The 25,692-nt window shown below is 45.4% G+C and carries 21 protein-coding genes; 2 read left to right on the forward strand and 19 right to left on the reverse strand.

The annotated features are described in order from the left end of the window. Window positions 1-25: 25 nt before the first annotated feature. Window positions 26-160: a hypothetical protein gene (locus AC3EBE_RS03405; protein WP_488593602.1), complete on the forward strand. Its 135-nt coding sequence runs from the start codon at window positions 26-28 to the stop codon at window positions 158-160. Between the two features lie 197 nt (window positions 161-357). Here the strand turns inward: AC3EBE_RS03405 and AC3EBE_RS03410 are convergent, their stop codons facing one another. Both AC3EBE_RS03410 and AC3EBE_RS03415 read right to left on the reverse strand, forming a co-directional pair. Then, on the reverse strand, window positions 358-1,623 hold the full coding sequence (locus tag AC3EBE_RS03410; RefSeq protein ID WP_488593603.1) for a hemolysin family protein: 1,266 nt from the start codon (window positions 1,621-1,623) through the stop codon (window positions 358-360). 105 nt (window positions 1,624-1,728) lie between these two features. Then, window positions 1,729-2,316: an undecaprenyl-diphosphatase gene (locus AC3EBE_RS03415; RefSeq protein ID WP_488593604.1), complete on the reverse strand. Its 588-nt coding sequence runs from the start codon at window positions 2,314-2,316 to the stop codon at window positions 1,729-1,731. Window positions 2,317-2,606: 290 nt separating this feature from the next. Here AC3EBE_RS03415 and AC3EBE_RS03420 point away from each other — a divergent pair, with 290 nt between their 5' ends. Beyond that, the gene (locus AC3EBE_RS03420; RefSeq protein WP_488593605.1) at window positions 2,607-3,749 is read left to right on the forward strand and encodes an acyltransferase family protein; all 1,143 of its coding nucleotides are present in this window, start codon (window positions 2,607-2,609) and stop codon (window positions 3,747-3,749) included. A 127-nt stretch (window positions 3,750-3,876) separates the two neighbouring features. Here the strand turns inward: AC3EBE_RS03420 and AC3EBE_RS03425 are convergent, their stop codons facing one another. The 17 genes from AC3EBE_RS03425 to AC3EBE_RS03505 form a co-directional block, all read right to left on the reverse strand. Continuing rightward, window positions 3,877-4,380 carry a methylated-DNA--[protein]-cysteine S-methyltransferase gene (locus AC3EBE_RS03425; protein ID WP_488593606.1) on the reverse strand — a complete coding sequence of 168 codons (504 nt, stop codon included), beginning with the start codon at window positions 4,378-4,380 and terminating at the stop codon, window positions 3,877-3,879. A gap of 1 nt (window position 4,381) precedes the next feature. Continuing rightward, window positions 4,382-4,936, reverse strand: a complete 555-nt coding sequence (locus tag AC3EBE_RS03430) for a bifunctional transcriptional activator/DNA repair enzyme AdaA (protein WP_488593607.1) — start codon at window positions 4,934-4,936, stop codon at window positions 4,382-4,384. Between the two features lie 166 nt (window positions 4,937-5,102). After that, window positions 5,103-6,059 carry an alpha/beta hydrolase gene (locus tag AC3EBE_RS03435; protein ID WP_488593608.1) on the reverse strand — a complete coding sequence of 319 codons (957 nt, stop codon included), beginning with the start codon at window positions 6,057-6,059 and terminating at the stop codon, window positions 5,103-5,105. Then, the gene (locus AC3EBE_RS03440) at window positions 6,040-6,609 is read right to left on the reverse strand and encodes a helix-turn-helix domain-containing protein (RefSeq protein WP_488593609.1); all 570 of its coding nucleotides are present in this window, start codon (window positions 6,607-6,609) and stop codon (window positions 6,040-6,042) included. Before AC3EBE_RS03440 ends, AC3EBE_RS03435 begins: the two co-directional genes overlap by 20 nt. 661 nt (window positions 6,610-7,270) lie before the next feature. After that, window positions 7,271-8,869 (reverse strand): aspartate:alanine exchanger family transporter, encoded by a 1,599-nt coding sequence (locus tag AC3EBE_RS03445; protein ID WP_488593610.1) that lies wholly within the window; start codon window positions 8,867-8,869, stop codon window positions 7,271-7,273. A 529-nt stretch (window positions 8,870-9,398) separates the two neighbouring features. Continuing rightward, window positions 9,399-11,366, reverse strand: coding sequence for a cytochrome D1 domain-containing protein (locus AC3EBE_RS03450; RefSeq protein ID WP_488593611.1), 1,968 nt, complete (start codon window positions 11,364-11,366; stop codon window positions 9,399-9,401). A 20-nt stretch (window positions 11,367-11,386) separates the two neighbouring features. Next, window positions 11,387-13,465 (reverse strand): hypothetical protein, encoded by a 2,079-nt coding sequence (locus AC3EBE_RS03455; RefSeq protein ID WP_488593612.1) that lies wholly within the window; start codon window positions 13,463-13,465, stop codon window positions 11,387-11,389. A gap of 173 nt (window positions 13,466-13,638) precedes the next feature. Further along, the gene (locus AC3EBE_RS03460; RefSeq protein WP_488593613.1) at window positions 13,639-13,947 is read right to left on the reverse strand and encodes an antibiotic biosynthesis monooxygenase family protein; all 309 of its coding nucleotides are present in this window, start codon (window positions 13,945-13,947) and stop codon (window positions 13,639-13,641) included. Window positions 13,948-13,959: 12 nt separating this feature from the next. Continuing rightward, window positions 13,960-14,904, reverse strand: coding sequence for a siderophore ABC transporter substrate-binding protein (locus AC3EBE_RS03465; protein WP_488593614.1), 945 nt, complete (start codon window positions 14,902-14,904; stop codon window positions 13,960-13,962). 15 nt (window positions 14,905-14,919) lie between these two features. Continuing rightward, window positions 14,920-15,684, reverse strand: a complete 765-nt coding sequence (locus AC3EBE_RS03470; protein WP_488593615.1) for an iron ABC transporter ATP-binding protein — start codon at window positions 15,682-15,684, stop codon at window positions 14,920-14,922. Then, complete coding sequence (locus AC3EBE_RS03475; protein ID WP_488593616.1) at window positions 15,681-16,631, reverse strand: iron chelate uptake ABC transporter family permease subunit; 951 nt, start codon at window positions 16,629-16,631, stop codon at window positions 15,681-15,683. The genes AC3EBE_RS03470 and AC3EBE_RS03475 overlap by 4 nt, the downstream gene beginning before the upstream one ends. Next, a complete protein-coding gene (locus tag AC3EBE_RS03480; protein WP_488593617.1) occupies window positions 16,624-17,574 on the reverse strand; it encodes an ABC transporter permease in 951 nt (316 codons plus the stop codon). Before AC3EBE_RS03480 ends, AC3EBE_RS03475 begins: the two co-directional genes overlap by 8 nt. A 193-nt stretch (window positions 17,575-17,767) precedes the next feature. Next, window positions 17,768-18,823 carry an aromatic acid exporter family protein gene (locus AC3EBE_RS03485; RefSeq protein WP_488593618.1) on the reverse strand — a complete coding sequence of 352 codons (1,056 nt, stop codon included), beginning with the start codon at window positions 18,821-18,823 and terminating at the stop codon, window positions 17,768-17,770. A 148-nt stretch (window positions 18,824-18,971) separates the two neighbouring features. Continuing rightward, a complete protein-coding gene (mgrA, locus tag AC3EBE_RS03490; RefSeq protein WP_488593619.1) occupies window positions 18,972-19,961 on the reverse strand; it encodes an L-glyceraldehyde 3-phosphate reductase in 990 nt (329 codons plus the stop codon). A gap of 27 nt (window positions 19,962-19,988) precedes the next feature. Next, entirely contained in the window at window positions 19,989-20,924 is a 936-nt protein-coding gene (locus AC3EBE_RS03495) for an aldo/keto reductase (RefSeq protein WP_488593620.1), read from the reverse strand. 78 nt (window positions 20,925-21,002) lie between these two features. Further along, a complete protein-coding gene (locus tag AC3EBE_RS03500; protein ID WP_488593621.1) occupies window positions 21,003-23,945 on the reverse strand; it encodes a carbohydrate binding domain-containing protein in 2,943 nt (980 codons plus the stop codon). 285 nt (window positions 23,946-24,230) lie between these two features. Continuing rightward, window positions 24,231-25,568: a glycoside hydrolase family 30 protein gene (locus AC3EBE_RS03505; protein WP_488593622.1), complete on the reverse strand. Its 1,338-nt coding sequence runs from the start codon at window positions 25,566-25,568 to the stop codon at window positions 24,231-24,233. Window positions 25,569-25,692: the final 124 nt, after the last annotated feature.

A 25,692-nucleotide genomic window follows, 5' to 3' on the forward strand; every position in this document is an offset into this window, starting at 1 on the left:
TTATTGATGAAAGGAGGTGAAAAAAATGGCTAACTTCATTCAAATCCTTATGGGCAGCAACAAAGCAAAGTCAGACTGCTGCAACATTGAAATTAAGGAAGTCCAGGAAACAGAAGAAAAGCAAGAAGCTTGCTGCGGCGGAGACACTTCCTGCTGCTAGTTTTTTACAAATAAGGATGACGGCACGATTATTGTCCTTTTTCGGGCAATTCCCGAACCTTTTCGGGAGATTGTCCAACTGGATTGGGAGATTACAGAGAAACTTCGGGCAATTACCACGTATGATTGAGAGAATAATTTTTCCAGCCAGCAAAAAAGGTGGAACCCGGCATCAAATTGCCTGATTCCACCTTCTTTTTATTCTTTATCCTCAACTACGGGCATGATTTCCACTTTGATTTTACGAATGCGATGGTTTTCTACTTCCTTGACGATGATTTTCAGATTTTCATAGTCGAAAGTATCGCCGTTTTCAGGGATGCTTTCAAGCGTTTCGAAAATCCAGCCGCCGAGATTGTGGTAGGATGTTTCCGGCATCGGAACATTCAACAGCTCGGCAAAATCATCCAGGTCGAACTGGGCGTCAAACTCATATGTGCTTTCATCGATTTTGGTCATGATATTGATTTTTTCATCATGCTCATCCCAAATTTCGCCGACCAGCTCTTCAAGGATATCCTCTAACGTGATCAGGCCGGATGTTCCGCCGAATTCGTCGACAACGATAGCCATATGGCTCTTCGTCTTCTGGAGTTCAGGCAGCAGCGTAGCAATTTTCATTGATTTCACAACGTACATTGGCTGGCGCAGAAGCTCGCGGACATTGACTTCCTTATTCTGGATCAGTTCCGCAAAAAACTCGCGCTCGGATAAAAAGCCGATGATATTATCTATATTGTCTTCATAAAGCGGTATACGGGAAAATCTCTCCGTAAAGAAGATTTCTTTGATTTCCTCCAGCGACTGGTTTATTTCAATTGTAATCATATCCATTCGGTGGGTTAACACTTCACCGACAAGTATCTCATTGAATTCAAGCGAACGGTGTACAAGCTCGCGTTCATTGCTATTGATTACGCCCTCTTCTTCACTGATATCGACCATTACCTTGATTTCCTCTTCGGTAACGGATGGCTGGGCCTCTCCGTCCTTTGAGAAAATCCGTGATACGCCAGATTTCAGTTTACTGAACAAGAAGTTGATTGGCGTCAGGATCTTAATAAGCAGAAGCAAAATTCCTGAAATTTTTAAAGAATAGGCTTCGGCGTGTTCCTTCGCAATCGACTTTGGCAGGATCTCACCGAAAATCAGGATTAAAATGGTCATACCAAAGGTACTGATGATCAGGCCTGTGCTTGCGCCGAAAAGGTCGACCGCTACCTTTGAAGAAATACTCGCCGCGGCGATGTTCACAATATTGTTTCCTACTAATATCGTAGACAAAGCATCATCGAAGTTCTCCGAAATGTGCAGCGCATTCTTGCTGCCAGAGCGGCCCTCGCTGACGTAATTGCGCAGCCTGATTTTGTTGACGCTCGAAAAAGCCGTTTCTGCCGATGAAAAGAAGGCAGATAAAAGAATTAAAACACCTAAAAAAATGATTAAACCTATGGGAACTTCCAAAAAAATTCACTCTCCGAAAAAATATTTAGTCATCATTAATTTTACTGTTCTGATGAATAGAAATCAAATACTCTACCTTATACGCATTTCCATGGTAAAAGTTATTTAGGAACGGATATTTTCAATGTCTTTACCCGCTATGTCAGTGGAATATTCACTCTTATCCCATTTTTTCATGATGCCTGTATTGGGAATTAGCCGGTATGCCAGGTATGCCATCATAGCTCCGAGAATGGCGCCTGCAGCCACGTCCCCCGGATAGTGCACTCCTGCGAAAATCCGTGAAAAGCCTACAATCAATGCAAGCAAGACCCAAAGGTAATGATGCCTCCTTTTAAACAGCCAGAATGTTACCGTCATCGTGAAAAAGATAATACTATGGTCGCTAGGAAACGAGTTGTTCACTCCCATATCGATCAGCTTATTCACCTCGGTAAGCTCAGCGAACGGCTGATTGTTGGAATACATCGACCCGGCAAGTTTGCCCGCCAGCTCGGCAAGAATGAGAGCGATCAGCCCAGTGAAAATCATCAGCCTGTCCCTGCGGCTGAACAAAAAGAAAATGACGGCAAGGACCAAAAGATAAATGGTGTTCTCCGCGATCCCTGCCATTATTGGATTCAGCCATTCATATTCTTTTCCGAGGTCGTTGATCCCCCTGAAGGCTTGGATATTTAGTTCTTTATAACTCATAACTTTTAAACACCCCTAAACACAGCAAATTAATTTGATTATACAATACTGGAAGATTTTTCTCCTCCTTAAATTAAAAAAGCCAGATACATAGAGTACTTGGCACGGGATCATACGGGCCTTATAAAAAAAGAAAAGCGGGAAACGATCGTGAATTCTTTCTTACATTTTCAGTGCATAACTATCAGGGAAATCCCCTATGAAATTTTCATTGTACGTTTTTGCGAACAGGAATATAATGGGTGATGGTTTAATATTTAGTAATTACCAGTTTAATTGGAGGAATAAGGATGGAAAAGCCAAGGTTATTTTTCCTGGATAATCTAAAAATCATGTTAACGATCTTAGTCGTAGTCCATCACGTTGGACAGCCCTATGGAGGCTCGAACGGCTTTTGGTATTATGTCAGTGATGATTCATTTCATTTAGGAAGATTCTTCTCGGTAAACGCGGGATTCTTCATGAGTCTGTTTTTCCTGATTTCCGCGTACTTTCTCCCAGCTTCCTTCAGGAAAAAAGGAACAAAAACATTTTTGCTGGACCGTACTAAAAGACTGGGAATTCCGTTAATCTTCGGGTTTCTGGTTATCATGCCTGTATTGATGTATTTCTTCTATATCAATTTCAGGCAATATGGAAATATTTCTTTCATTGATTATTTCTTCTCTATCTATCTAGGACTCGGGGAGATGCCTGAGGGCTGGAGCGGGCCGGTTTTTCCGGATATGCAGTTTGGCCATCTGTGGTTCATCGAGCATCTATTAGTCTATGCATTGCTATACGTTTTATTGTCCCGCCTGTTAGGCAGCTCTGTTCCCTTCTCTTTCCTGGAGAAATTGACGAATGCTAAACTGTTTGCCATCGCAGTAGTAGTAGCGATTGTTACTTTTGCAGTCCGCATCAGCTATCCGATTGACCACTGGGAGGGTTTGCTTGGCTTCATCCAGGTCGAATATGCCCATCTGCCGCAATATGCATCGTTTTTCATTCTCGGGCTCTTAGCTTTTAAGTACCAATGGTTTAGTCAAATGAAGGCAAAATCGGGCGGACCCTGGCTCGCAATCGGAGTGGTCCTCGCGGCTGCCCGTTATTTTACCGATATCATTCCGTATTCTCAAGGCGGTTTCAATTCAAACAGTTTGATTTACAGTTTTTATGAAACCTTCCTCTGCTTTGGATTGGGGTTTGGATTGATTTTTCTATTTAAAGTCGTTTTCAATAAAACAAATACCTTCTTAAAAACACTGGCAGACAACAGCTTCGCGGTGTATATCTTCCATCTGCCAATGGCTGTGGCGATCCAATATCTATTCACATCAGCAGCTATAACGCCTGTGATGAAATTCTTGGTCGTATCGATTCTCACGATTATCGCGACCTTCCTGTTCAGCATGCTGATCAGGAAAAGCGCGGCGGTTAGAGCGATTATTTAAGAACAAAAAGCGCAAGCGCCTCGTTCAGCCCCGAAAAGCGCTGGCCGACTAGAACCGCCACGTCCTGTGGCAACGTCGGCGCTAGAGCTGGATTAAGAAAAGAAAATGACCTCTCGAAATGAGTAGGTCATTTTTTAACATTCTTCTCTAAATCAAGCAAAAATTGTTTCATCTCAACTCCGCCTCTGTAGCCAGTGATGGCGCCATTCTTGCCGATCACCCGATGGCATGGAACGGTAATCAGCACCGGATTGGCTCCGATTGCCGTTCCAACTGCACGGACGGCTGCTGGCTTGCCAATTTTTTCAGCGATATCTGAATAAGAGCATGTATGCCCAAACGGAATTTCGGTCAACGCCTTCCAGATCGCTTCCTGAAATGGCGTTCCTTTTATATCAACAGGCATTGATAAAGCAGTGCTTCTTCCCTCGAGGTAATCATGCAGTTCCTGTAAATATAGCTCCATAAATTCCCGGTCCTCTTTTAGCTCAGCCGAAGGAAATCGTTTATGGATTGCCCCTGAAAACTCCTCGAAAAATTGACCCGGTGAGCCCACATAGCATAGTCCCTTTTCACTCGCGGCAATGTAGAGATCCAGTGCGGCATGATCCAGTTTCGTCCAAAAAATCATCTTAATCTACCTTCCTTTTCCGGTATGCAGCTGGCGTGCTGCCGAACTTCTTTTTAAACAGCGTCGTAAAATATGGGGTGCTGCTGTAGCCTACTGCCGTTGCAATATCTTTGACGGTACTCCCGGTTTCAAGCAGCATGGCTGCTGCTTTTTCCAGACGGAGGTGCTGGATATACTCTGCCGGGGTCATGCCCTTTGCTTTTTTAAACAGGCGCTGCAAATGAAATGGACTGCCGTGGAACAGATCAGCTAATCCTTCAAGAGTCAGCTGCTCGTGATAATGTCCATCAATCCAGGAAGTAATCTGCCCGATCCATTCCTCTGCAGGTAAAATCGCCCCATCCGGCCTGCATCTTTTACAGGGCCTGAAGCCTGCGTCCATCGCCATGTAGGCATTGTTAAAAACCAATACATTCTCCCTCTTCGGCTCTCGCGATTTGCAAGAAGGCTTGCAGAAGATCCTGGTCGTTTTCACTGCGTAAATAAAAGTGTCATTATAGGAAGGATCGCAATCTACAATTGCTTTCCAATAGTCTTCAGGGATATGCGGCATCATTCTCACCTCTAGCATCAGTATAAACCAGTTGCAGGCCGTTATGGAGTTTTGGTGATGAAAAAGCAAGATAACGAAAGAAAAAGCCCTTTTTGTGTAAAAAGGGCTTCTAAGACTATATATCTTGTTGGGGACATTTATAGGACTCAGGTTATGGACATAACTTACCTTAGTAATATCTGTTTAGCCATTGAGTCAAAATCTGGGCGGCCTCAGGATGGATTGGCTGGCCAATAGTTTTCAAGTAATCTTTCTTGTAGGTTGTTGGGGAAAACGGAGTGAGCTGCAACTTTAAGCCATGATCCATGTTTTCAATGACATGTGTCTCGTAATCTCCCTGGACAAATTGCTCGACACGCTTAAGATTTTCCGGATTTGTCTGCCAATCCTTCGAGCCGCTGACCGCCAGAACAGGACAAGCAGCCTTCGCGAGCGCTTCTTCGATGTTAAGGGCAAAATGCTCCCGGAAATACTTTGCCGGCATTGTAATAAAGCCCATTGTTTTGATGATGTCTTTATCTGAATCCAGCATTTTTTTATAGGTAGCCTGGGCTTGTTTTTCCCCTTTTTCAAGTGTATTGAACTTATTGATGATAAAACCTTGAAGGCCTTTCTTTTGCGCAAGTTCTTTAAATGTAACCTTTCTTTGGTAATCAAGAGCCTCTTTCATGGTTTCTCCGCCACCCGAAAGGAGGATCAGTCCGGCTGCCGGTCTCCTTGCGTTGAGAGCCGTGCCTACCATACAGCCTTCACTATGCCCAGCAATGATCAATTTGGCAGGATCCACTTTAGGATGGGAGGCCAGCATATCCATTGCTGCTTCTGCATCGTTCAAGGCGTCGGAAAGCCCTGCCGAATGGTAGTCACCCTCACTTTCGCCAACCCCTCTTTTATCATAACGGAACGTAACAAAGCCCTGGGCCGTACACAGTTCAGCCAAATCGGCATAGAGATTGAATTTGAATTTGCCTTTAGGTGTGCTGCCATCACGGTTCAGCTGCCCTGAACCAGGAAGGAATACAATCGCCGGATAGTTCTCCTTGCCAGTGTCTGGAATCAATAAAGTTCCTTTAAGGTTTACATCACTTTTAAAAGAAATTTCCTCTTTAACCAACTGGGCGTTCATCGTTTTTCCCCACTTCATCGGTATTTTGGGTTGTTAAAATATTGGTGATGCTCCGTTTCTTGCGGTGTGGCGCTGGCTCATTCTGCAGCAGCGGTGTGATCAGCTCCACGTACTTCCTGATAAATTCACTGTATTCCTCGTCGCTGGCGTACAAAGTCGCCATCCTGAAGCTGACCATATCCTTTTCGAAATCATAGTTCGGCTGGCGAATGTATGCTTCGAAATCCATCAATACACTGCCAAGAAACCTCATAAAATAATTAAGGTGTTCATCCGGGCCAGCCTTGAGCACTTCCTCACGCGATAGCAGCTGGTTCTGTTCCGGCAGTGCGTATACTTTCTCGACCGTGCCGCGCACCTGGTTTTCTTCAACGACCTCAATCACATTTGCATCAAGCAGCTTCTTCAAATGGCGATACAAGGTCGCCTGCGGAACCTCCGGCAGCTGCTCAGCAATTTGCTGTACGGTTTTCCTCCTCCCACTGGCTAATGTCTGAAGAACCTTCATTCTGACTGGATGTAAAATTAAATCTGCTTTCGTTTCCTTCATCGATATCACCTGATGTGTTTAAATTTGCGATTATTATCATTATCAATAATGATAATATAATCCTTTTTGAAGATAGTGTCAATACAGTTTGGAAAATATTTCTGTTATTAAAAAACTTCCGGCAGATTGCCTGGTGGGAGTGCTTGGTTGAATTATTTTTAGGGGGGCAGGCTCATTGCAGTTCAGGTGTGGTTTTGCCGAGGTAAGTGTATTGAGGAGCACGTTCATTGCAGTTCAGCAGCTTTTTTTCCGAGTGAAGTGAGCACACTCAAGACAATTCATTCGCGTCTTTTCCGGTTGAATTGTCTTGAAGCACCCTCTCAAGACAATTCGATCACCTTTTTCCCGTCGAATTGTCTTGGAGCACTCTTTCAAGACAATTCGATCACACTTTTTCCGGTTGAATTGTCTTGGAACACCTTCTCAGAACAATTCGATTCTACTTTTTCGAGTTGAATTGTCTTGGTGCACCTTCTCAGAACAATTCGATTCTACTTTTTCGAGTTGAATTGTCTTGGAGCACCTTCCCAGAACAATTCGATTCTACTTTTTCGAATTGAATTGTCTTGGATCACTCTCTCAAGACAATTCAATTACACTTTTCCCGATTGAATTGTCTTGAAGGCCTTGTTCAAGGTTTTTTAAATCAGTATCCAACCTTTCACAAGAAAAATACAAGCACCTGAGCTGCGACTGCGACGGAAATCAGCGCGAATGGATAGGCAGCTGCATAGGCGATGGACGGGTCTTCCGTATCCATTAGCTGGTTGGCTGCTCCAAGGCCGGGTGTGCTTGTCATCCCGCCGCAGATGGCTCCGAGTGAATGGATCACGCTTAACCTGAGCAGCTTTCGAGCAAGAAAATACCCAGCTGCCATGGGGATAATCGTAATAATCGCCCCTCCTAGAAGCAGACTGAAGCCCTCCTGCTGGATGACTTCGACGATTCCCTGCCCGGCGGTTGTACCGGCACCGGCCAGAAACAGCACAAGCCCGATATCACGGATCACCTGGTTGGATGGCTGGAAATACCTCGCGTGGATAGGACCAATTTTACCAAAGTGGCCGATGATCAAGGCTAAAAATAACGGCCCGCCTGCCACACCAAAGGTAATTGTTCCGAGCCCTGGCAAGTGAATCGGTATCATTCCCGCAAGGACGCCGAGCAATAGGATCACACTTAAGGATAGAATATGGATGTTCGTTACGGTCAGCTTTTTCCTGCTGAAAAGCTTTTCGACATCATTGAGCCTGTCCACGCTGCTGACAAGTGTGAGGACATCGCCACGCTCCAGACGCCATTTTGGATTCTGGTTGAACTCAAAACCTCCGCGCTCAATCCTGGTTACGGTCACGCCATAGGTTCTTCTCAGTTCCAGCTCTTTGATCGTTTTCCCGATCAGTTCGAGCGCATCGACCGTCACTTTGCGAAGTGTCACATTATCATGGTTTTCCGTATTCGTCTCCACTTGGCGGCCGATGTCCCTGCAAAGCTTCTCTAAATCATTCTTCAGGCCAACTGCGACAAGCCGATCCCCAACTAAAATAACAGTATCGTTCAAGGCGATGATATTTCGATCGCCCCGAATCACCCTGCTGATTACGACGGTATTGTAGCGATTGAATTTAAGTTCCTTTAGCGTTCGCTTATTAATAGCAGGTTTGGTTACCTCGATTGTCATAACCTCAGGAGACTCATCGTTACGCACTGGTCCTGATTTCTTTTTCAAATCCTCAGCTAAATCAACCTTTAGGACCCTCGGTAAAAGCTGAACGAAAAGCACAACAGCGAGGACTCCGAATGGATAGGCGATTCCATATCCGACTGATGCCAGCGGGTCGCCTGTCGCCTGGAGCGCAGCGGCCAGACCCGGCGTGCTCGTCAGCGCCCCTGTCATGATTCCAATGCTAAGCGCAGGTGATAAGTGAAACAGCTTGGCAACCACAATCGTTGTTACCGCAGCAATTACTGTAATTGACAATCCAATGAGGCCAAACACTACCCCGCTCGTTTTCATCATCCGGAAAAAACGCGGTCCAGCTGATAGGCCTACTGCGACAATGAACAAACCTAATCCCAGCTGCTGGATGACGGGTGAAATTTTATAGCCGAAATGGCCGAACACCATGGCAGCGAGCAGCACGCCGGAAGTGCCGAGACTTAATCCCCTGATTTTGATTTCGCCAATCGCCGATCCTGCAAACAGGATCGCAAATAATAAGATTAATGGTTCCTCAAGCAAACCAAGTATGAATTCCACTGATGATTCCTCCAGATTACCAACTCAATGATGGAAATCAAATTTATGGTCGGTTTAAATTGTGAATAAATGTACAATCTTCATATCATAGAATAGCATGAGGATTGTCCTCATCATCATCAAAACCTTGACGAATTTATTACAAATGCAAGTTGATATTGTTGAAAAGTAATTTACCCTTAAAAGAGAATTTCAAGCAAGGGGATGGTTCTTGTGCTTCTGTTTATCTATCTTCGGTAAATCCAGATAACACGACCTTTAACATTTCCTCTATGAGGCATTCGGCTAAGCTTCGACTCTGTGTATTTCCTTTAAAAATCCTTATCGGACATTCAGCTAAGCTTGAAACACGTGGATGTCCTATAGATACGTTCTATGAGACATTTTGCCAAGCTCATACCTCCTGAATGTCCTTTAGCCGGCTCCCAAGGGCCCATCAGCTTTCCTCGGCCAGGGTTCCAATAAACAAAACCCCCAAATAAAAAAACTCCTCTTATCCCAACCGATAAGAGGAGCATACCTAAAACATTTATTCAATTGATCCTACAAATTCAGCAATCTTGGCAATTTCACCATCGGACAAACCCGAAACTTCTTTCGTATTATGCCGGCCAATCGCTTCTTCAATTGTTTTGGCGCTCCCATCGTGGAAATATGGTGCTGTTGCCCAGACTCCTCTCAGCGTTGGTGTATCGAAGTGCTTATTGTCGCGCGGATTTTTCACGTCTGCCCTGGCATCTCCAGCAGATTCAATATCCTTTGCATTCCCTGTCCCGATATCGTAAAGATAATTAAGATTGCTGGTCGTAAGTTTTCCACTTCCGTCCACAGCCTTCCCACTATCGGTGAAATTCTCACCTGCATGGCAGGCGATGCAGCCTCCCTTGCCTTCGAACAGCTCCTTGCCTTCCAGTGCCGTTGCTGTAAGCTTACCATCCTTGGTGCGATAAGGGCTTTTCGGAGGAGGGAAGGACTCTGGGTTATCCAAATAGGCAAACATCGCATCATACATATGCTTAACGTCGTCCGGAAGCGGTTCGCCTGGATTATAATCCATCATCCCGCCCATTTCCCCTTGGACGGTAAGCAGGTAATCCTCGAAATCGTCACGGCTGCCATCCCACATGAATAGCCCGTTTTCGGTTGTCCGCACATTGCTCGGCACATTCCTAGGACCTTTCGGGGTAGTCAGCGTCAGTCCGTTCATGTCGCCATCCGCATGGCAGGAGGCACAGCTCATCCAGTTGTTCCCGGTGATGTCTGCTGCATATTCATCGCTGTTTGCGCTGTAGAAAATCGTCTTTCCTTCCCGTTCAAGCGGGTCCATCGGATCTTTTGACACCAATGCGATATTTTCGCCAGCTGATTTTACACGAGAATAAGAACTTTCCCCACCAGCATTCAGTACCGCTAAATCATGGCTCATCGCATTGTGGACAAACAGGTTTTTGCTGTCAGGCGACAAGACAGCTCCCCTAGGGTTGTTTCCGGAAATTCTCCGGACAACCTGGGTTGCGTTCCCACCCCGCTTTAAATCAAACACAACTAAATCCTCGCTTCCGGACATGACAGCATACGCTTTGCTTCCATCCGGCTTAAAAACGATATCATATGGGTTAGATACGATGATGGTCTGGTTCTGGCTGTCAGTAACATTCATTTCTTCAAACAGCTGTTTCCGATCTTCAATGATTTCCTCGTCTTTTTCAAGATCAATGACGGAGATCGCCGGAAAAATTGTTTCCTCGAAATGAATCGGTGTATCTACATTCGTTAACAGATGCGGCACCCAGGCTGTTTTCCCGTCTGGACTGATTACGAATTGCTCAAGCGTGTTCGGAATTCCCTGGCTCTTTTTCTGATCAATTTTGTCCGGGGACTCAGCAAGTTGAATCTGTTTCACGACCTCATTTTTATGAGTATCAATCACGGATATTGCCCCACTTAAATACTGCGGGACATACAACTTATCTCCCTTTGCCGTAATGGCCAGCGATCGCGGGCGGTCACCTACTTCAATCTCCTTGATTTGCTTGCGCTTCTCCAGGTCAAAAACAGATACTGTTCCCGAACGGTAATTCGCTGTGTATAACATTTTTCCGTCCTGGCTAGTCATGACCCCAAATGGTTCGATGCCAGTCGGGATTGAATCGATTACCTTTTTTTCCTTCAATGAAACAATATCAATCTTGTTATCTAGCATACAGGCTACATAAAGGTATTTCTCATCAGGACTCAAAGTCATCTGCCTCGGCTCTTTTCCAACCTTCACCTCTGCCAAAACTTTTCCTTTTTCAGGGTCCATAATGGTAACAGTATTGATATCAATATTTGCCGTATATACAGCAGTTCCTTTCTTATTCATAAGGATATTATCGCTGTGGGCAGCAAAATCACGGGTGCTGCCAAACTCCATGGCAACGCCCGTCTTTTCGCTGCAGCCTGCTGCAACTACTGTTGTAATGGCCAGTAAAAGGAAAAGAATCAGCTTCTTCATTGGAAACGCCTCTTTAATGGTTATTTTTTGCTAATTTCTACAGGCAGAAGGACAGGAGCAATTCCGTATTTGCCATGCCCTGCCTGAATTTGCGGCACATTGTCATCATCTGTGTTTTCTGAATTTCCTTTTTTCAGGTAAAAGTCTCCCGTATCCCAGAATTCGCTCGCCTGCATGCCTTCTTCAAGGGATGGCCCGTCGATGACCCTATCAAAGAAATCGGTGTACTTTTCAACGATCGTATCGACTTCTAATGAAGCAGGCTGCTCCTGGTCGCTGTCACTATTGCTTAAGTTATTGATCGCTATGCGAAATACAGCAGCTACTCCGCCTGCAGTGTAAGCATCATATTTCATCTCATCATTGCCAGTTTTATAGGCTTTAAGATCTTGATCCCAAAGGCTTTCATCCATTGCCACAAAAACGCCGCGGGCAGCTTCGCGATACTTGTCATCCTGTGTTGCCAGGTAAGCAGCCGTCAATCCGCGGATTGCCCCTATCTGTGCCTGCAGGGAAACTTCCTCGTCTGCACCGCTGCCAATTGTAAATCCTTTTGCAGCCAAGCCATTTTCCATGATCAGTTCACTCATAATAAAATCGGCTTGTGCCTTGATCAGTTCTTTTGCACGTTCGCCTTCTTTAGTTTTCAAGCCTTCTGCAGCATCTCCGCTAGCATAGCCAACAGGCAATCCATCAATTGCCCGCTGGAAGATTCGCAATGATTCTACTGTATAACCAGCCTGGAATGTATCGACATAATTCCCCTGCTTCGTGCCATCATGCTCCGTTACAAATGCTCCAGCATCCTTGTTGAAGTGCATGGCGTCAAGATTTTTAAAAACATGCAGCATGACATCTTTATTTACAGTATATGGATCGGAAGAAGCAACATCATTTGCACCATCGCCATCCAGATTTTCTTTTGGAGCAGATGGATATGGATTGCTGTCAAACAAAGCCCTGAATGAAGGAGCCACATTCTTGTTCTCCGCGCGCTGGTCCGTCATGCCATAAAACTCAGCTGCCGGCCAAAGCATTAGCCACTGATCATTAAGCACGCTGCGGCTGTCTGCCAGCTTCATAGACTTGGCGTTCGGCATCATGTCATTGCCGTCTTCTTCAACTTCGATTTTATGAGGCAGGTAAACCAATCCTTTGGAAGGATCATACTGGCTTCCGATACCAGCTGGTGTCAACTCTTTTCCATTGTAAAAAAGTCCGTTCTTGATGAAGTTCAGTTTATTCCAGATCCCTTCAACCAGGAACATTCCCTGCATGCCATCCGGAGAGCTTACACCAAGCCTGATATTTTCATCCTTGTCATCAGTTGGTGTCTCCCCTTCAAGCTCCTCATCCTTGTCGACCGTATGGTAACCGCCAAGGAAGTCCCCTGCCCATAGCGCCTGCTTCAAAAACGTCCCGCCATAAGCTGCCGGATTCAGGACTTTATCCATTTTTTCACGGTCCCAGCGAAGAGATTTGAAGTTTACTTGATAGTTAGGGACATATGTATCTCCATCACCTGAAGCATATTCCTCGGTATCAACCTTCCCAACATAATGCGGATCTCCATTCGAATATTCGATCAGTGTCGGGAACATATTCGTGAAGATTTCCTCTTGCGGGTAGCCTACAGCATCGGCAAGCTCATAATATCTTTCGGCAAGCATTTCTGGTGCTTCTTTTCCTTTTTGCTTCGCCATTTCGGCGACAACTGGTCCGTTGATCAAATGCAATCCAAGTCCCGATTTTTCAACGACCTCATACATCGCTTCCTCAGAGTATTCGTACGCCTCAATCCCGGCAGTATAATCGAATTTCTCCGGCTGATCGACTTTCATCGGATCCAGAAGATCAAGGTCGACGCCCAGTCCTTCTAAAAGCGGTTCCCCCGCTAATTCAAACTCAGCATAAGCAAACATATTTCCTGCTGTATCGAAATTATAGTCAGTTACTGCAGCCGAATACGTTTTTTCAGCTTCTGGTGTCTTTTTTGGTGACTCTTCTTTTTTGACACTTTCTTCGGTACACCCTGCAGCAAAAAGCAAACTTCCTGCCATCGAGATGGAAGCTACTTTCTTCCATGTTTTATTTTTCATTTCAACCGTCCTCGCCATAATTGATAATGATTTTCAATATTAATGATAACGATTCTCATTATATCGTATGTTAACCCTCTAAACAACATGCTTTTGATAGTTTCATAATTTTGTCACAACAATCTCCTACAAAAAAAATACCCTGGCAATAAACCAGGGTTATAATCTATAGCTCAGCTAGACTTCACTTCGTATAGATCTTGGCTTGATTCTATAAGATATTCCGGCTTTGGCTTGCCAATCTTAGCCTTATGGCCGGCAATATGGTCGGGATGCTTCTCCCAGTTCTTCCAGTCTCCCTCGGACTGCCATCTGATCATAACCATGACTTCCTCGTTGCCGCGGGTCCTCTTTTTCACCAAAACCTGCTTATCGATGAAGCCGGGCTGGCTTTCGATTAGCATGGCTTTCTGCGAAAAACGGTCGACGACCAGGCTGGACGCACCTTCTTTTACAAGCATGCGCTTGATTTGAAAGAACATGGATACTCCTCCTTATAATGCCGATTTCACTTCTTCGATCATTGACTTAAGTGACTGCAATCCGCCACCGCTCAAATACCAGTTCACGCCATCAAGATAAACAACTTTGCCTTCTTTAAATGCGGTTGTCTTTTTGACGAGTTCATTTTCAATCGTTTCCTTCGCTCCAACTTCCCCGCCTACTGCAGCAGTACGGTCGATGACGAAAAGGATATCAGGGTTCTTTTCAAGAATGTATTCAAAAGTAATGCTCTGGCCGTGTGTAGAAACTTCAATCTTTTCATCTGCAGCCTTGAAGCCGAATACATCGTGGATGAAGCCGTAACGGGAACTGGCGCCATATGCGCTGACTTTTCCTTCATTGGCGAGGACAAGCAATGCTTTCTTGTCTGATGATGATGCTTCCTTATTGATTTCTTCAATATCCGAGTTGATTTCCTTCAGCTGATCAGCCACTGCTTCCTCTTTTTCAAAAATCTCCCCGATCAATTTCATATTCTTCTCGAATGACTCCATATAATTAGCGTAATCCATTCCTACGAACACGGTTGGAGCGATTTCTGCGAATTGGTCATAAAGCTCCGCCTGCCTTGCTGAAATGAAAATCACATCTGGCTTAAGGGCATGTATCGCTTCAAAGTCTGGCTCCTTCAGGCTGCCGACATTGGTATATTCTTTGCCTGCATACTTTTTCAGATAGTCCGGAACGATTGCCTGCGGAACGCCGGCGACTTCCACACCTAACTCATCAAGCGAATCAAGGATACCAAAATCAAATACGACCACTTTTTCCGGATTCTTTTTCACAACCGCTTCCCCGTATTCGTGCTTGATTGTCATTTCTTTTGCTTCGCTTTTTCCAGACGCAGCCGTTGTTTCTGCTTTTTCCTCTGCTCCGCAAGCAGCCAAAGTGAACAGTATTGTTAAAAAAAGTGCTAGTAAGCTAATTTTTTTCATATTAAACCCCTCCTTTTAGTTGGAATTAAAATAAACACAAATCCGGCAATTGTTCATTTCCTGAATCGGTATTTCCATATCGTAAATTTCTTTTAGCGCGTCGGATTGGATGATTTCGTTTGTCGGTCCGTCCTTGACGACTTTTCCCTCTTTCAGGGCAACGATGCGGTCGGAATAGACGGAAGCAAAGTTGATATCGTGCAGGACGATGACGACCGTTTTTCCAAGTTCGTCGACCAGCTGACGCAGGATTTTCATGATCTGGACGGAGTGCTTCATGTCCAGGTTGTTGAGCGGTTCATCAAGCAGTATATAATCAGTATCCTGGGCGATGACCATCGCGATAAAAGCGCGCTGCTTCTGGCCACCGGACAATTCATCGAGATAACTGTCCTCCATTTCCTTCAGATGCATGTAATCAATGGCCTGGTCGACCATCCGTTCATCCTCTTCCGTCAGCCTCCCCTTTGAATAAGGAAATCGGCCGAAACTCACCAGCTCACGGATGGTCAGCCGGACATTCATGTAATTGGATTGCTTGAGGATGGATACGACCTTGGAAAAATCATTCGACTTCATTTTCCGGACGTCGGTCTGGTCAATGAGAACCTCTCCAGTATCGGCATCGAGCAGGCGGCTGACCATTGAAAGGAGTGTCGATTTTCCGGCGCCATTCGGTCCGATGAACGAAGTGATTTTTCCGCGTTCGATATTGACCGTTACATCTTCAACAACGCTTTTCTTTCCGTAAAATTTGGATAGTGAACGAACCTTGATCATGTGGATCGACTCTCCTTCAGCAGTAAGTAAATGAAGTACACGCCGCCGATGAAATTGATGATGACACTCAGCGTTGTTGAAAAAGTGAACACTCTTTCCACGACCCACTGGCCGCCGACAAGTGAGATGATGCTGATTAAAACGGCACCGCTTAGCAGGATGGAATGCTTGTAAGTTTTAAATGCCTGATAAGCAAGATTGGCAACGATCAGGCCCAAAAAGGTCAGCGGACCGACGAGCGCGGTTGAAATCGAAATGAACACGGCAACGAGCACCAGCATTTTTTTTACAATTGAATCGTAAGCAACGCCGAGATTGATGGCATTCTCCCTGCCAAGCGACAGGACATCGAGATAGGGAGTGAACCTCCATCCATAAAGGACGAGCAGGATGATCAGGCCGACCGCAAGCCAGACTAGGTCGGTATTGATGTTATTGAAGCTCGCAAACATCCGGTCCTGGACAATCTGGAACTCATTCGGGTCGATCAGCACCTGCAGGAAGGTGGAGATGCTCGAGAAAAACGTCCCGACGATGATCCCGACGAGCAGCAGGAAGTAAATCGGCTGGCTCCCCTTTTTAAAAAGCAGTTTGTAGAGCAGCAGGGCGAAAATGATCATGGCAGCGACTGTCAAAATGAAATTGACCTGTTTGTTCACCACTGTTACATGGCCGGAACCAAGGAAGAAAATCATCACTGTCTGCAGCAGCATGTAAAGCGAATCAAGCCCGATGATGCTTGGTGTCAGGATCCGGTTGTGCGTAATCGTCTGGAACACTACCGTCGAATAAGCGATTGCCAGGCCGGTGATGACCATCGCCGCCACCTTCATCGCCCGCTTTGGCAGGGCGTAATCAAAGCTGCCATTCAGGTCATGGAGCAGGTACAAAGCAATGGCGCCGACTGCCAGCAATGAAAGGAGGATGAGTTTGATTGAGTTACGCATATGCCTTCCTCCTAAACAGCAGATACAGGAAAATGCCGCTTCCGATGACGCCGACCATCAAGGAGATCGAAATTTCATACGGGTAAATCAGGACCCTGCCAAGAATGTCGGTTAACAGCAGAAAGTTTGCTCCAAGCAAGGCCGTATGGGGCAGCGTTTTTTGCAGGTGGTCACCTTTGAAGATCGAGATGATATTCGGGATGATCAACCCGAGGAACGGAATCATTCCAACCGTAAGGACCACGGTTGCCGTAATCAGTGCGACAAGGACCAGGCCGATATTGACGATTCGCTTGTAGGCCAGCCCCAGATTCTTCGAAAAATCCTCACCCATTCCGGCGACGGTAAAGCGATTCGCAAACAGATAGGCAATTACCAGCACGGGAATACTTATGTACAGCAATTCATAGCGGCCCTTCATGATCATTGAAAAATCACCCTGCAGCCACGCGGACATATTCTGGATGACATCGGCTCTGTAGGCAAAAAAGGTTGAAACCGAGGAAAGGATATTCCCGAGCATCATCCCGACGAGCGGAATGAAAATCGCATCCTTGAACTTGATGCGGTCAAGGATTTGCATGAAAAGAAAGGTCCCTGCCAGAGCAAAAATGAAGGCAATCAGCATTTTTTCAATCGTTGACGCGTTTGCAAAGAACAGCATCGAAACAAGGATTCCCAGTCTCGTAGCATCAAGCGTCCCTGCTGTCGTCGGAGACACAAACTTATTGCGGCTGAGCTGCTGCATGATCAGCCCGGCAATGCTCATTCCCGCTCCTGCCAGCAGAATCGAGACCAGCCTAGGCACCCTGCTGATCAGGAAGATTTCAGTTTCCTCTGATTGAAAGTCGAGAAGCTCCAAAGGTGAAATACTGCTGACCCCGACAAAGAGCGAAACAATCGATAGAATCAGCAAAGAAGCAATCAAATAACGTTTTTTCATGGTAAGACTCCTAATGATTAGGATTTTTTGCGCGCATTAGTCACTCGATAATGATAATCATTATCACTTAACTATTTAAATCTTAAAACGTAAATTTTGGTAAGTCAATAACTAATTGAGAATTTTTTTCATTTAGTTTTTTATCTATTGGAAAAAAATATAGAAAAAACCCCTCTTGAAAACAAGAGGAGCTTCAGGTTATATCCAATGATTTTTCCAAAAAGGTTTGATGCCTGATTTCGTGCCTGTGAATGTGATCGAGCTCTTCCAGCAGGTCATGGATGGAGACGAGCTCATAGTAGATCACCGTTTCTTCCGAGAAGCGGCGGGAGCATGCTTCCCTCATCTCCACCTCGTGTCTTAATAAATCGAGTAGCTCTCTGACGACCCTATCATGCGCTTCATCCATCTGAAAATCAGGATGGTGGAGAGCTGAGTTGATGGATTTCACCATTGATTGGACGACTTCTGCTTTCGAAGCTGGCAAGTGAATCGACGGAAGCGATACGAGATTTCCGACGTGGTAATGGATTTGCCTCAACAAAAGTAGCTTCTTGTATTCATAATGGAAGTCACGCATATCCTTGCGATTGAATTGATGCAGCTTCCATTCTTTCTTTTGGTACTTGCACAAGGTTTCGATGGCTTCCATGTCCTTTAGGATTTTTTGGAAGTGAGCCTTCGTCTCCCTGTGCAGCGGCTGATGCCTGGTGATTTCGGCTCCTCTGGCTTCAATCAAGTTTCCCGTTTCCAAGGTTAATTTCTTGATTTTAGCTTTGATTGTCTTGGAATAATCGGGCCTGATCACGAGCAGGTTCACGAGCGTAGAGACGGTCAGCCCCGTCAAGGTCGTGCCCAGTCGGACGAAAAACGAAGACAGATAGTGGTCATGCACTGTCGATATCATCGCTACCCCTGTCAGCACCGCCACCAGCGCCCCGTCCTGAAGCCGCAGCCTGTGGCAGGCAATGATCGTTGCTACAGCAACAAGCATATAAGTGAGCGGGCTGTGCCCGAACGCAAAATTGAACACAACGGAAAAAGCTGCCCCGATTGCCGAGGCCGGGAATCTGACATATGCTTTTTTTATCGAATCAGCCGCAGTCGGTTCGATTGTGACAATCGCTGTGATTACAGCAAACATCGGCGGCCAGTTTAACAGCTCACAGATGAGCGCAGTCAGGAAAACAGCAATCCCTGTTTTCACCACCCTGCCGCCGACAAAATTGAATTTTTTCAGTAAAGCCACTGGACATTCCTCATTTAAGTTCTTTGTATTAGATGATTATAACCCAAAAAAGAAATGCCCATAAAGGTAAAAACTCCTCTTATCAATAAGAGGAGTCCGCCAAATTGTTCCTATGCATCCGCGCGGAGAAAATCTGACCCTGACAGAATCATGCTAAAATATCATCAATTGCTTTCAATTCGTCTCGTGAGAATTCAAGGTTTTGCAGGGCAGCGACATTTTCTTCTATCTGGCTGACCTTGCTTGCGCCGATTAACGCCGAAGTGATTTTCCCGTCTCTAAGCACCCAGGCAAGTGCCATTTGGGCAAGGGACTGGCCTCGTTCCTGGGCAATCCCGTTAAGTTTTGCCACTTTTTCAAGCACGTCTTCCGATACATCTTTTTCGTTCAGGAAACTGTTCGGCTTCAATGCTCGCGAATCCTGTGGAATTCCGTTCAAGTATCGATTCGTTAACAGGCCCTGAGCCAATGGCACAAACGCGATGGCCCCGGCCCCTTCATCCTGCAGAAGATCCGTAAGTCCATTTTCAACCCATCTATTGAACATCGAGTAGGCCGGCTGATGAATCAACAGCGGTGTCTTTAGCTCTTTCAGGATTCCGATTGCCTGTTTGGTTTCTTCAACTCCATAGTTGGAAATGCCAACATAAAGGGCTTTTCCTTGTCTTACAATTTGATCCAGAGCCATCATCGTTTCTTCAAGAGGAGTATCAGGATCTGCCCTGTGGTGGTAAAAAATATCCACATAATCAAGACCCATCCTCTTCAGGCTTTGATCGAGACTGGATACAAGGTATTTCCTTGATCCCCAGTCACCGTAAGGACCAGGCCACATTCCATAGCCTGCTTTTGTCGAAATGACCATCTCATCACGGTAGCCGAAAAAATCTTTTCGAAGGATTTCTCCAAAGTTCTCCTCGGCTGATCCCGGCGGCGGCCCGTAATTGTTGGCAAGGTCGAAGTGAGTGATTCCCAGGTCAAATGCTTTCCTGATCAGCGCCCGGCCATTGTCAAAAGTATCTCCCCCGCCGAAATTATGCCATAGCCCAAGCGAAATGGCCGGCAGCTTTAGTCCGGATCTGCCACAGCGGTTATATTTCATTGAATCATATCTTGTTGTTTCTGGTTGATAAGCCATCTTTTATACCTCCAGCGTATTGTTTTTCTACCATCCTATAGGATTCTGTTTCAGCTCTTTTTCCCACATCATCTCAAGCTTTTTCACCTTTTCCGCTGATATCTTAGCAGCGGTTGCCGATAAATTCTCGGTCAGCTGCTCGAGATTCTTTGCCCCCGGAATCACTGTTGAAACCTCCTGATAATGAAGAATGTATCGCAGGGCGAGCTGGACCATGGTTTCCCCTGGTTCCAGAGCTTCTCTGACAGCTGGTAACAATTCGGCTCTTTCCTTAAGCTGCTTAGCATCCCATCGGCTGCGAATATCTGTAAATACACTTCTATCGTCATATTTACCTGAAAGCCATCCGGAATCCAGCGGCACTTTTACAATCAGTCCGACATTTTTATCAGCTGCTTTCTTGAAGGCTTGTCTTGGATCCTGATGAAAAATATTGAACATTACTTCCAATACTTCGCTGCCGGTAAAATCCAGCAGTGCCTCCATCTCTCTGGCTGAATCAATCGAGGCTCCGAAAGCACGAATTTTCCCTTCTCGCTTAAGCTTCTCCAATTCTGTAAAATGATCTGTATTTCCCGTCAGGCATTCAAAAGGCGGGTTATGCAATAAAAGGGAATCAAGATAATCCGTTTTGAGACGGCGCAAGCTGCCTTCCACAGAGCTCCGGATATTCCTCGGGTCGAAATTCACTGTATGATCAGGCTGATGTCCAAACTTAGTATTAATAACGACATCGGCCCTTTTTCCATTCAGCGCCTCCCCCAGGATGGATTCACTCATACCGCCGCCATAATTCGGGGCTGTATCAAAAAAATTGCAGCCTTGATCAAGGGCTTCATGTACTAAGCTCACTGCCTGTTTGTCCGACATCTTGTCCCAGTCTCTTGCATTCCCAAGCTGCCAGGCACCAAACCCTATTTCTGAAACCTTCATCCCGGTATTTCCAAGCTGTCTGTACTTCATTTGTTCTCCTCCTGATGAATTAGCTTCTAGTGAAAAGGAAAAGGGCAGATCCCTTGCATCTCTGCCCCTTCTATAAAACTAGTTCTTTATGATGTTTATATTATCAAGATAAACATTTGTTGCCACATTACCGCCATCGATATTCCCGAGTTCGAAGACGATTTTTCCGTCGTTGTACGTTTCTTCGGTCATTGTAAACGTGGAACTATATTGTTTCATTGCATTCGTTAAATCAAGGGTTTGTGTTGTCATATAAGGGATGAACCATGGATCAATGGTTAGTTCTTTGCCAATATTGACATTCATCTTCCTCGGCTCATCTGCCCTTGCATCAAACATGACCGTATAGCTGCCGCCATTTTCAAAAAGCAGCCCCTTTTGGAACACTTGCGGAGCATAGGAGGCGCCGCCAACTTGTGAAATCGCAACCTTCAGTTCTCCGTTTTCAGCTGTCATCGCACCTACACCATATCCGCTCCACTGGTCTCCCCACCAGTCGGACCAATTTGCTGTTCCATCGGCAAAATCACCGTTGTCAATCCCGGGTGTTGGTACAGGCTCCTCCTGTGTCGGAGCATCCTTGACTCTTAAAACTACATCGTCAATGAACACATCATGGCTCCCGACTGGAGACAATAAGTTTTTGCCTAGAAGCATCTTGAATGCAGCAAGATCATCTTGAGGCATTGTGAATTCAAAAGAATACGTCTGCATTTCTTCAGTCAGGTCTACTTTTTTGCTCAGATATCTTGAATACTGGGCATTCTCGACCGTAATTTCAGTGTCTCTCTCTTCAGTAGAACGGGCCTTGAAGGAGAGCTCATAAACTACATCCTTCGCAAGGTCCAAATTCTCCTGCTGCAAAATGATGCTCCATGGTTCGTTTCCTTCATTTGTTATAGCGGCTTTTACCTCTCCATTTTCAACAATGATGCTTGCACTGGCATCATTATGGATATATTGGCCCCATGAAGAGAAACCATCTGTGAAACTTCCATTCTTTAAAGGATACAAATCGATGTTTCCATAGTCAGGTATGTTTGAGGTCTTCAGCATGACTACATCATCCAAATATATATCAGCGTCATCACCACCAAAGTTGAAGACAATTTGAGCTTCCGGGTCAGACAGGTCTTCTTTCATTGTAAAATTGAATGTTTTCTCTTCCATGTCAGTTGTAAGATCGATTGTTTGCATTCCAGAATAATTTTCTGACCTATCCTTACTTAATACGCTCACTTGAATTGTTCTTGGCATTACAGCTCTTGCTTTAAAAGAAACCTTATAATCATTCCCTTTTACAAGATTGAGTCCTTTTTGGTCAAGCAGTACAGCTTCAGGATAGCCGGCTCCATCTTCAATCCCCACATGGAGTTCTCTCGTATTCTCTGAAACAAAGGCTGAAGCAGCGGCTGCATCTTCCACTGAAAAATTCCAGAACATCATTCGGTCCATGCCGCCCTGATCAAAAGTTCCATTATATACATGGTTTCCATCAGGAAGTGGCTGTTTTGCTGCATCTTCATCCACAGGTGTCCCCGTGATATCCTCGACCCTAACATTCCCAATCCAAACCGGTGCTGTTCCGTTCCCGCCAAGATTAAACTCAAGTCTTGAAGCGATATCTGTTTCATTTAGCATGTCGAAGGTAAATTCATAGCTTTGCAGTTCACTGCTTAGCTTGAATGTTTCTTCATTCGAATACTTGACCCATCCCCTTGATGCACCTGCACCGGTCTTCACCATGATATTTCTCGCTGCCGTTGATTTCGCGTCGAAGCTGACTTTGTACTTGCCGCCATTTGCTAATGAGATGTTTTGGATCATTTGCAGGGAATACAGCTGGGAGCCTGCATTTGTAATTTCTGTTTTTGCATATCTCCTGCCATCAATTTCATCTACCGTTAAGCTGCCGGCTCCTCCGAACTCTGGCAACTTCACGAAGTTCCAATTTGTTGGATCAAGTTCCTTCCCTGGCTGATCGACTACTGTTATTGGCTTTTGATAATCTTGGTCATAAACGAAATTGCCATCCTCAAGAGGCTGCTTCGCATCTGCAGGCAGTTCCACTGGACCAGACACTGGTTCAACAGGTTCACGATAGTCGCGGTCTTTCAGATCATATACTCTGACATAATCTACTAGCATTTTACTTGGGAATTTCGTCGTTTCATCAACCTCCCCGTCAAACCAGCCGCCAACTGCCAGGTTCATAACCAAATAGAATTCCTGGTCGAAAGGAGCAGGATAAGAGAAATTCGCAGCATTGTCCTTCCCTTTTGAATACCATTTGTTCTGAGTTTGATAGAGTTCTCCATCTACATACCAGCGCAGCTCTCCCGGCTCCCACTCAAGTGCATATGTATGCCACTTGTCAATTCCGCTTTTTTCAGGAAATTCGAATTCCTTACCGGTATACTTATTATTCGGCCAGCCTTCACCGTAGTGTATCGTCCCTGCGACAGTATGCGGTCTGCTGCCCCATGCTTCGACGATATCGATTTCCCCTGAAGCCGCCCACGTCCCGTATTTATCTTCTTCAGGCAGCATCCAGATGGCTGGCCATAATCCTTTGCCTACAGGAAGCTTCGCTTTGATTTCATAACGGCCATACTTTTTGCTGAACAGCCCTTTTGTCTTCAGTTTTGCTGAAGTATAGTCGTAGGTCCCGAACTGATCGGTAACCTGCTCTTTCTTTGCTTTTATAACAAGCTTTCCATCCTCAATAAAAGCGTTTTCATTTGAATCCGTGTAATATTCCTTCTCATTGTTTCCCCATCCAGACGTAACACCGTTACCATTTTCGTCTACGATCCAATTTCCGATATCAAAAGTCCACTTGCTCCGGTCAATTTCCTTGCCGCTGAATTCATCGGACCAGACAAGGGACCATTCTGATTCGTTTTGAATCCCATCCTGTTTCTTTACATTTTTACCAGTAACGTGCCCATCTGGAGCGGCGAAACTTGTGCCCGGCAGAATCATCATTGCACTTAACAACACGGCCAGTGTTTTTTTCATTCTGTTTCCTCCTTCTTATTTTTCTGGTCACTAAGAGAACTTATTGGTGACCTTTTTTCCACACTCTTTTTTTGGTCACCAAGAGACTTATTGGCGACCTTTTTTCCTCTGCTCATTCTTTTTGGTCACCAAGGGATCTTTTTCAATTTGTCCTTACTGGAAGCAACTTGAAAAGAGTGATTGAGTAAAAAAACACCACCTCCCTTATTTCAGCTGTCATCTTAGTAAATAAAACGATGTTGAAATCACATGGAGGCGGTGCGGTTTATTGTCCTTAGGATAATACTATTTTTTTACAATAAAGGTGCTGATGGAATGTCCTGGCAGCACAGCTGTGGACGATTCTTCACCGAGGGCAATCGTGATCGTTTGAGATTGTTCTTGATCATTCATTACGACTGCGATGATGCTGCCATCTTCATTCTCAAAGGTGACACACTTCAATGTCTCATGGTTTAGTTCATGGCCGATTCTTACGGCATTGTGCTTGATGTATTTGCTGAAATGTCCAATGTAGTAGAATGAGCTGTTATAGTGGACTTCGCCAGTTTTCGTGTCAACGATCACAGGGGCATCGCAGAAATTGCCGACATGGTTCGGGCCGCCTTGTTCATTCAGGACGATGTTCCAGTCGATCCAGCCTTCAAGCCAATTGTTGATATCGCCCATGATGTTGCGCGCATAGCGCTCGCCAGTATGCCATGCGCCTAATTGGACTCCGCCCTCGATGCAGCCTTCGGTGAAAATCAGGTGCTTATCCGGGAACGCCTCATGGATTTTGCTTAGGTTCTCAAATTCCTCGGAAACGTACCAGTGGATGCCTGTTCCCCAAATATATTTTGAAGCTTCAGGGTCGGATAAAATCGTTTCTCCCCGTTCATAGGCGATGTCACGGTTATGGTCCCAGATGATGATTTTCTTGTCCTCGAGCCCTTCTTTTTCCATGACAGGCCCCAAATGGTTTTTGACAAAATCGCGTTCTTCTTCTGCTGTGTATCTGCAGGAATCCCAAACTTGCGTGGCTTCCGGCTCATTTTGGACAGTGATTCCCCAGATCGGGATTCCTTCTGCCTCCATCGCCTTGATATATTTTGTATAGTACAAGGCCCATTCATCATAAAATTCCGGCTTCAGCTTCCCGCCGTGATTCATTTCATTATTCGTTTTCATCCAGGCAGGAGGACTCCACGGAGAGGAGAGAATGGTCAACTCGTCTCCCCTTGCTTTCATGGCATCCTTTATCAGCGGCAGGACGTATTTCTGTTCCCGCTCAATTGAAAAAGTCTTCAGTTCTGTATCATTTTCTTCCACGTATGTGTAATTCTCCAGGGCAAAATCACAGCTGTGGATATGGGTTCTGCCAAGGCTGTAGCCTAGCCCTGTTTCCGGGTTGAAATAGCTCTCTATTATTTCGGCGCGATCTTCTGTTGGGATTTGAGCAAGTGTATAGGCGGCTGCCTCTGTAAAAGCACCGCCAAAGCCCATGAATCTCTGATACTTTGTTTCTGGTTGAAGTTTGAGCACACTGTCTGCAGCTTCAGTGTTGACTCCAGCTTGAAGAGCCTCTTTTTCCGCAAATCGTTCAGCTGTGTTTTTTGAAGTTTGTATGATTTTCAATTTCATTGACCTGCACCCCGCATTCTCTTAATCTAGTCCCTGCTAAACACTGCTGTTGACTTCCGTTCCAGGCGCTTCGCTTTCCGCTGAAGAATTATGAAAAAGCCCAACTGCCGGCTTTTTCAAGGTC

Source organism: Mesobacillus sp. (assembly GCF_057785455.1).

Coding starts and splice junctions, on each gene's coding strand:
- AC3EBE_RS03405 (WP_488593602.1), top strand. CDS start 26: ATGGCTAACTTCATTCAAATCCTTATGGGCAGCAACAAAGCAAAGTCA.
- AC3EBE_RS03415 (WP_488593604.1), bottom strand. CDS start 2,316: ATGAGTTATAAAGAACTAAATATCCAAGCCTTCAGGGGGATCAACGAC.
- AC3EBE_RS03420 (WP_488593605.1), top strand. CDS start 2,607: ATGGAAAAGCCAAGGTTATTTTTCCTGGATAATCTAAAAATCATGTTA.
- AC3EBE_RS03425 (WP_488593606.1), bottom strand. CDS start 4,380: ATGATTTTTTGGACGAAACTGGATCATGCCGCACTGGATCTCTACATT.
- AC3EBE_RS03430 (WP_488593607.1), bottom strand. CDS start 4,936: ATGATGCCGCATATCCCTGAAGACTATTGGAAAGCAATTGTAGATTGC.
- AC3EBE_RS03435 (WP_488593608.1), bottom strand. CDS start 6,059: ATGAACGCCCAGTTGGTTAAAGAGGAAATTTCTTTTAAAAGTGATGTA.
- AC3EBE_RS03440 (WP_488593609.1), bottom strand. CDS start 6,609: ATGAAGGAAACGAAAGCAGATTTAATTTTACATCCAGTCAGAATGAAG.
- AC3EBE_RS03450 (WP_488593611.1), bottom strand. CDS start 11,366: ATGAAGAAGCTGATTCTTTTCCTTTTACTGGCCATTACAACAGTAGTT.
- AC3EBE_RS03455 (WP_488593612.1), bottom strand. CDS start 13,465: ATGAAAAATAAAACATGGAAGAAAGTAGCTTCCATCTCGATGGCAGGA.
- AC3EBE_RS03460 (WP_488593613.1), bottom strand. CDS start 13,947: ATGTTCTTTCAAATCAAGCGCATGCTTGTAAAAGAAGGTGCGTCCAGC.
- AC3EBE_RS03465 (WP_488593614.1), bottom strand. CDS start 14,904: ATGAAAAAAATTAGCTTACTAGCACTTTTTTTAACAATACTGTTCACT.
- AC3EBE_RS03470 (WP_488593615.1), bottom strand. CDS start 15,684: ATGATCAAGGTTCGTTCACTATCCAAATTTTACGGAAAGAAAAGCGTT.
- AC3EBE_RS03475 (WP_488593616.1), bottom strand. CDS start 16,631: ATGCGTAACTCAATCAAACTCATCCTCCTTTCATTGCTGGCAGTCGGC.
- AC3EBE_RS03480 (WP_488593617.1), bottom strand. CDS start 17,574: ATGAAAAAACGTTATTTGATTGCTTCTTTGCTGATTCTATCGATTGTT.
- mgrA (WP_488593619.1), bottom strand. CDS start 19,961: ATGGCTTATCAACCAGAAACAACAAGATATGATTCAATGAAATATAAC.
- AC3EBE_RS03495 (WP_488593620.1), bottom strand. CDS start 20,924: ATGAAGTACAGACAGCTTGGAAATACCGGGATGAAGGTTTCAGAAATA.
- AC3EBE_RS03500 (WP_488593621.1), bottom strand. CDS start 23,945: ATGAAAAAAACACTGGCCGTGTTGTTAAGTGCAATGATGATTCTGCCG.
- AC3EBE_RS03505 (WP_488593622.1), bottom strand. CDS start 25,568: ATGAAATTGAAAATCATACAAACTTCAAAAAACACAGCTGAACGATTT.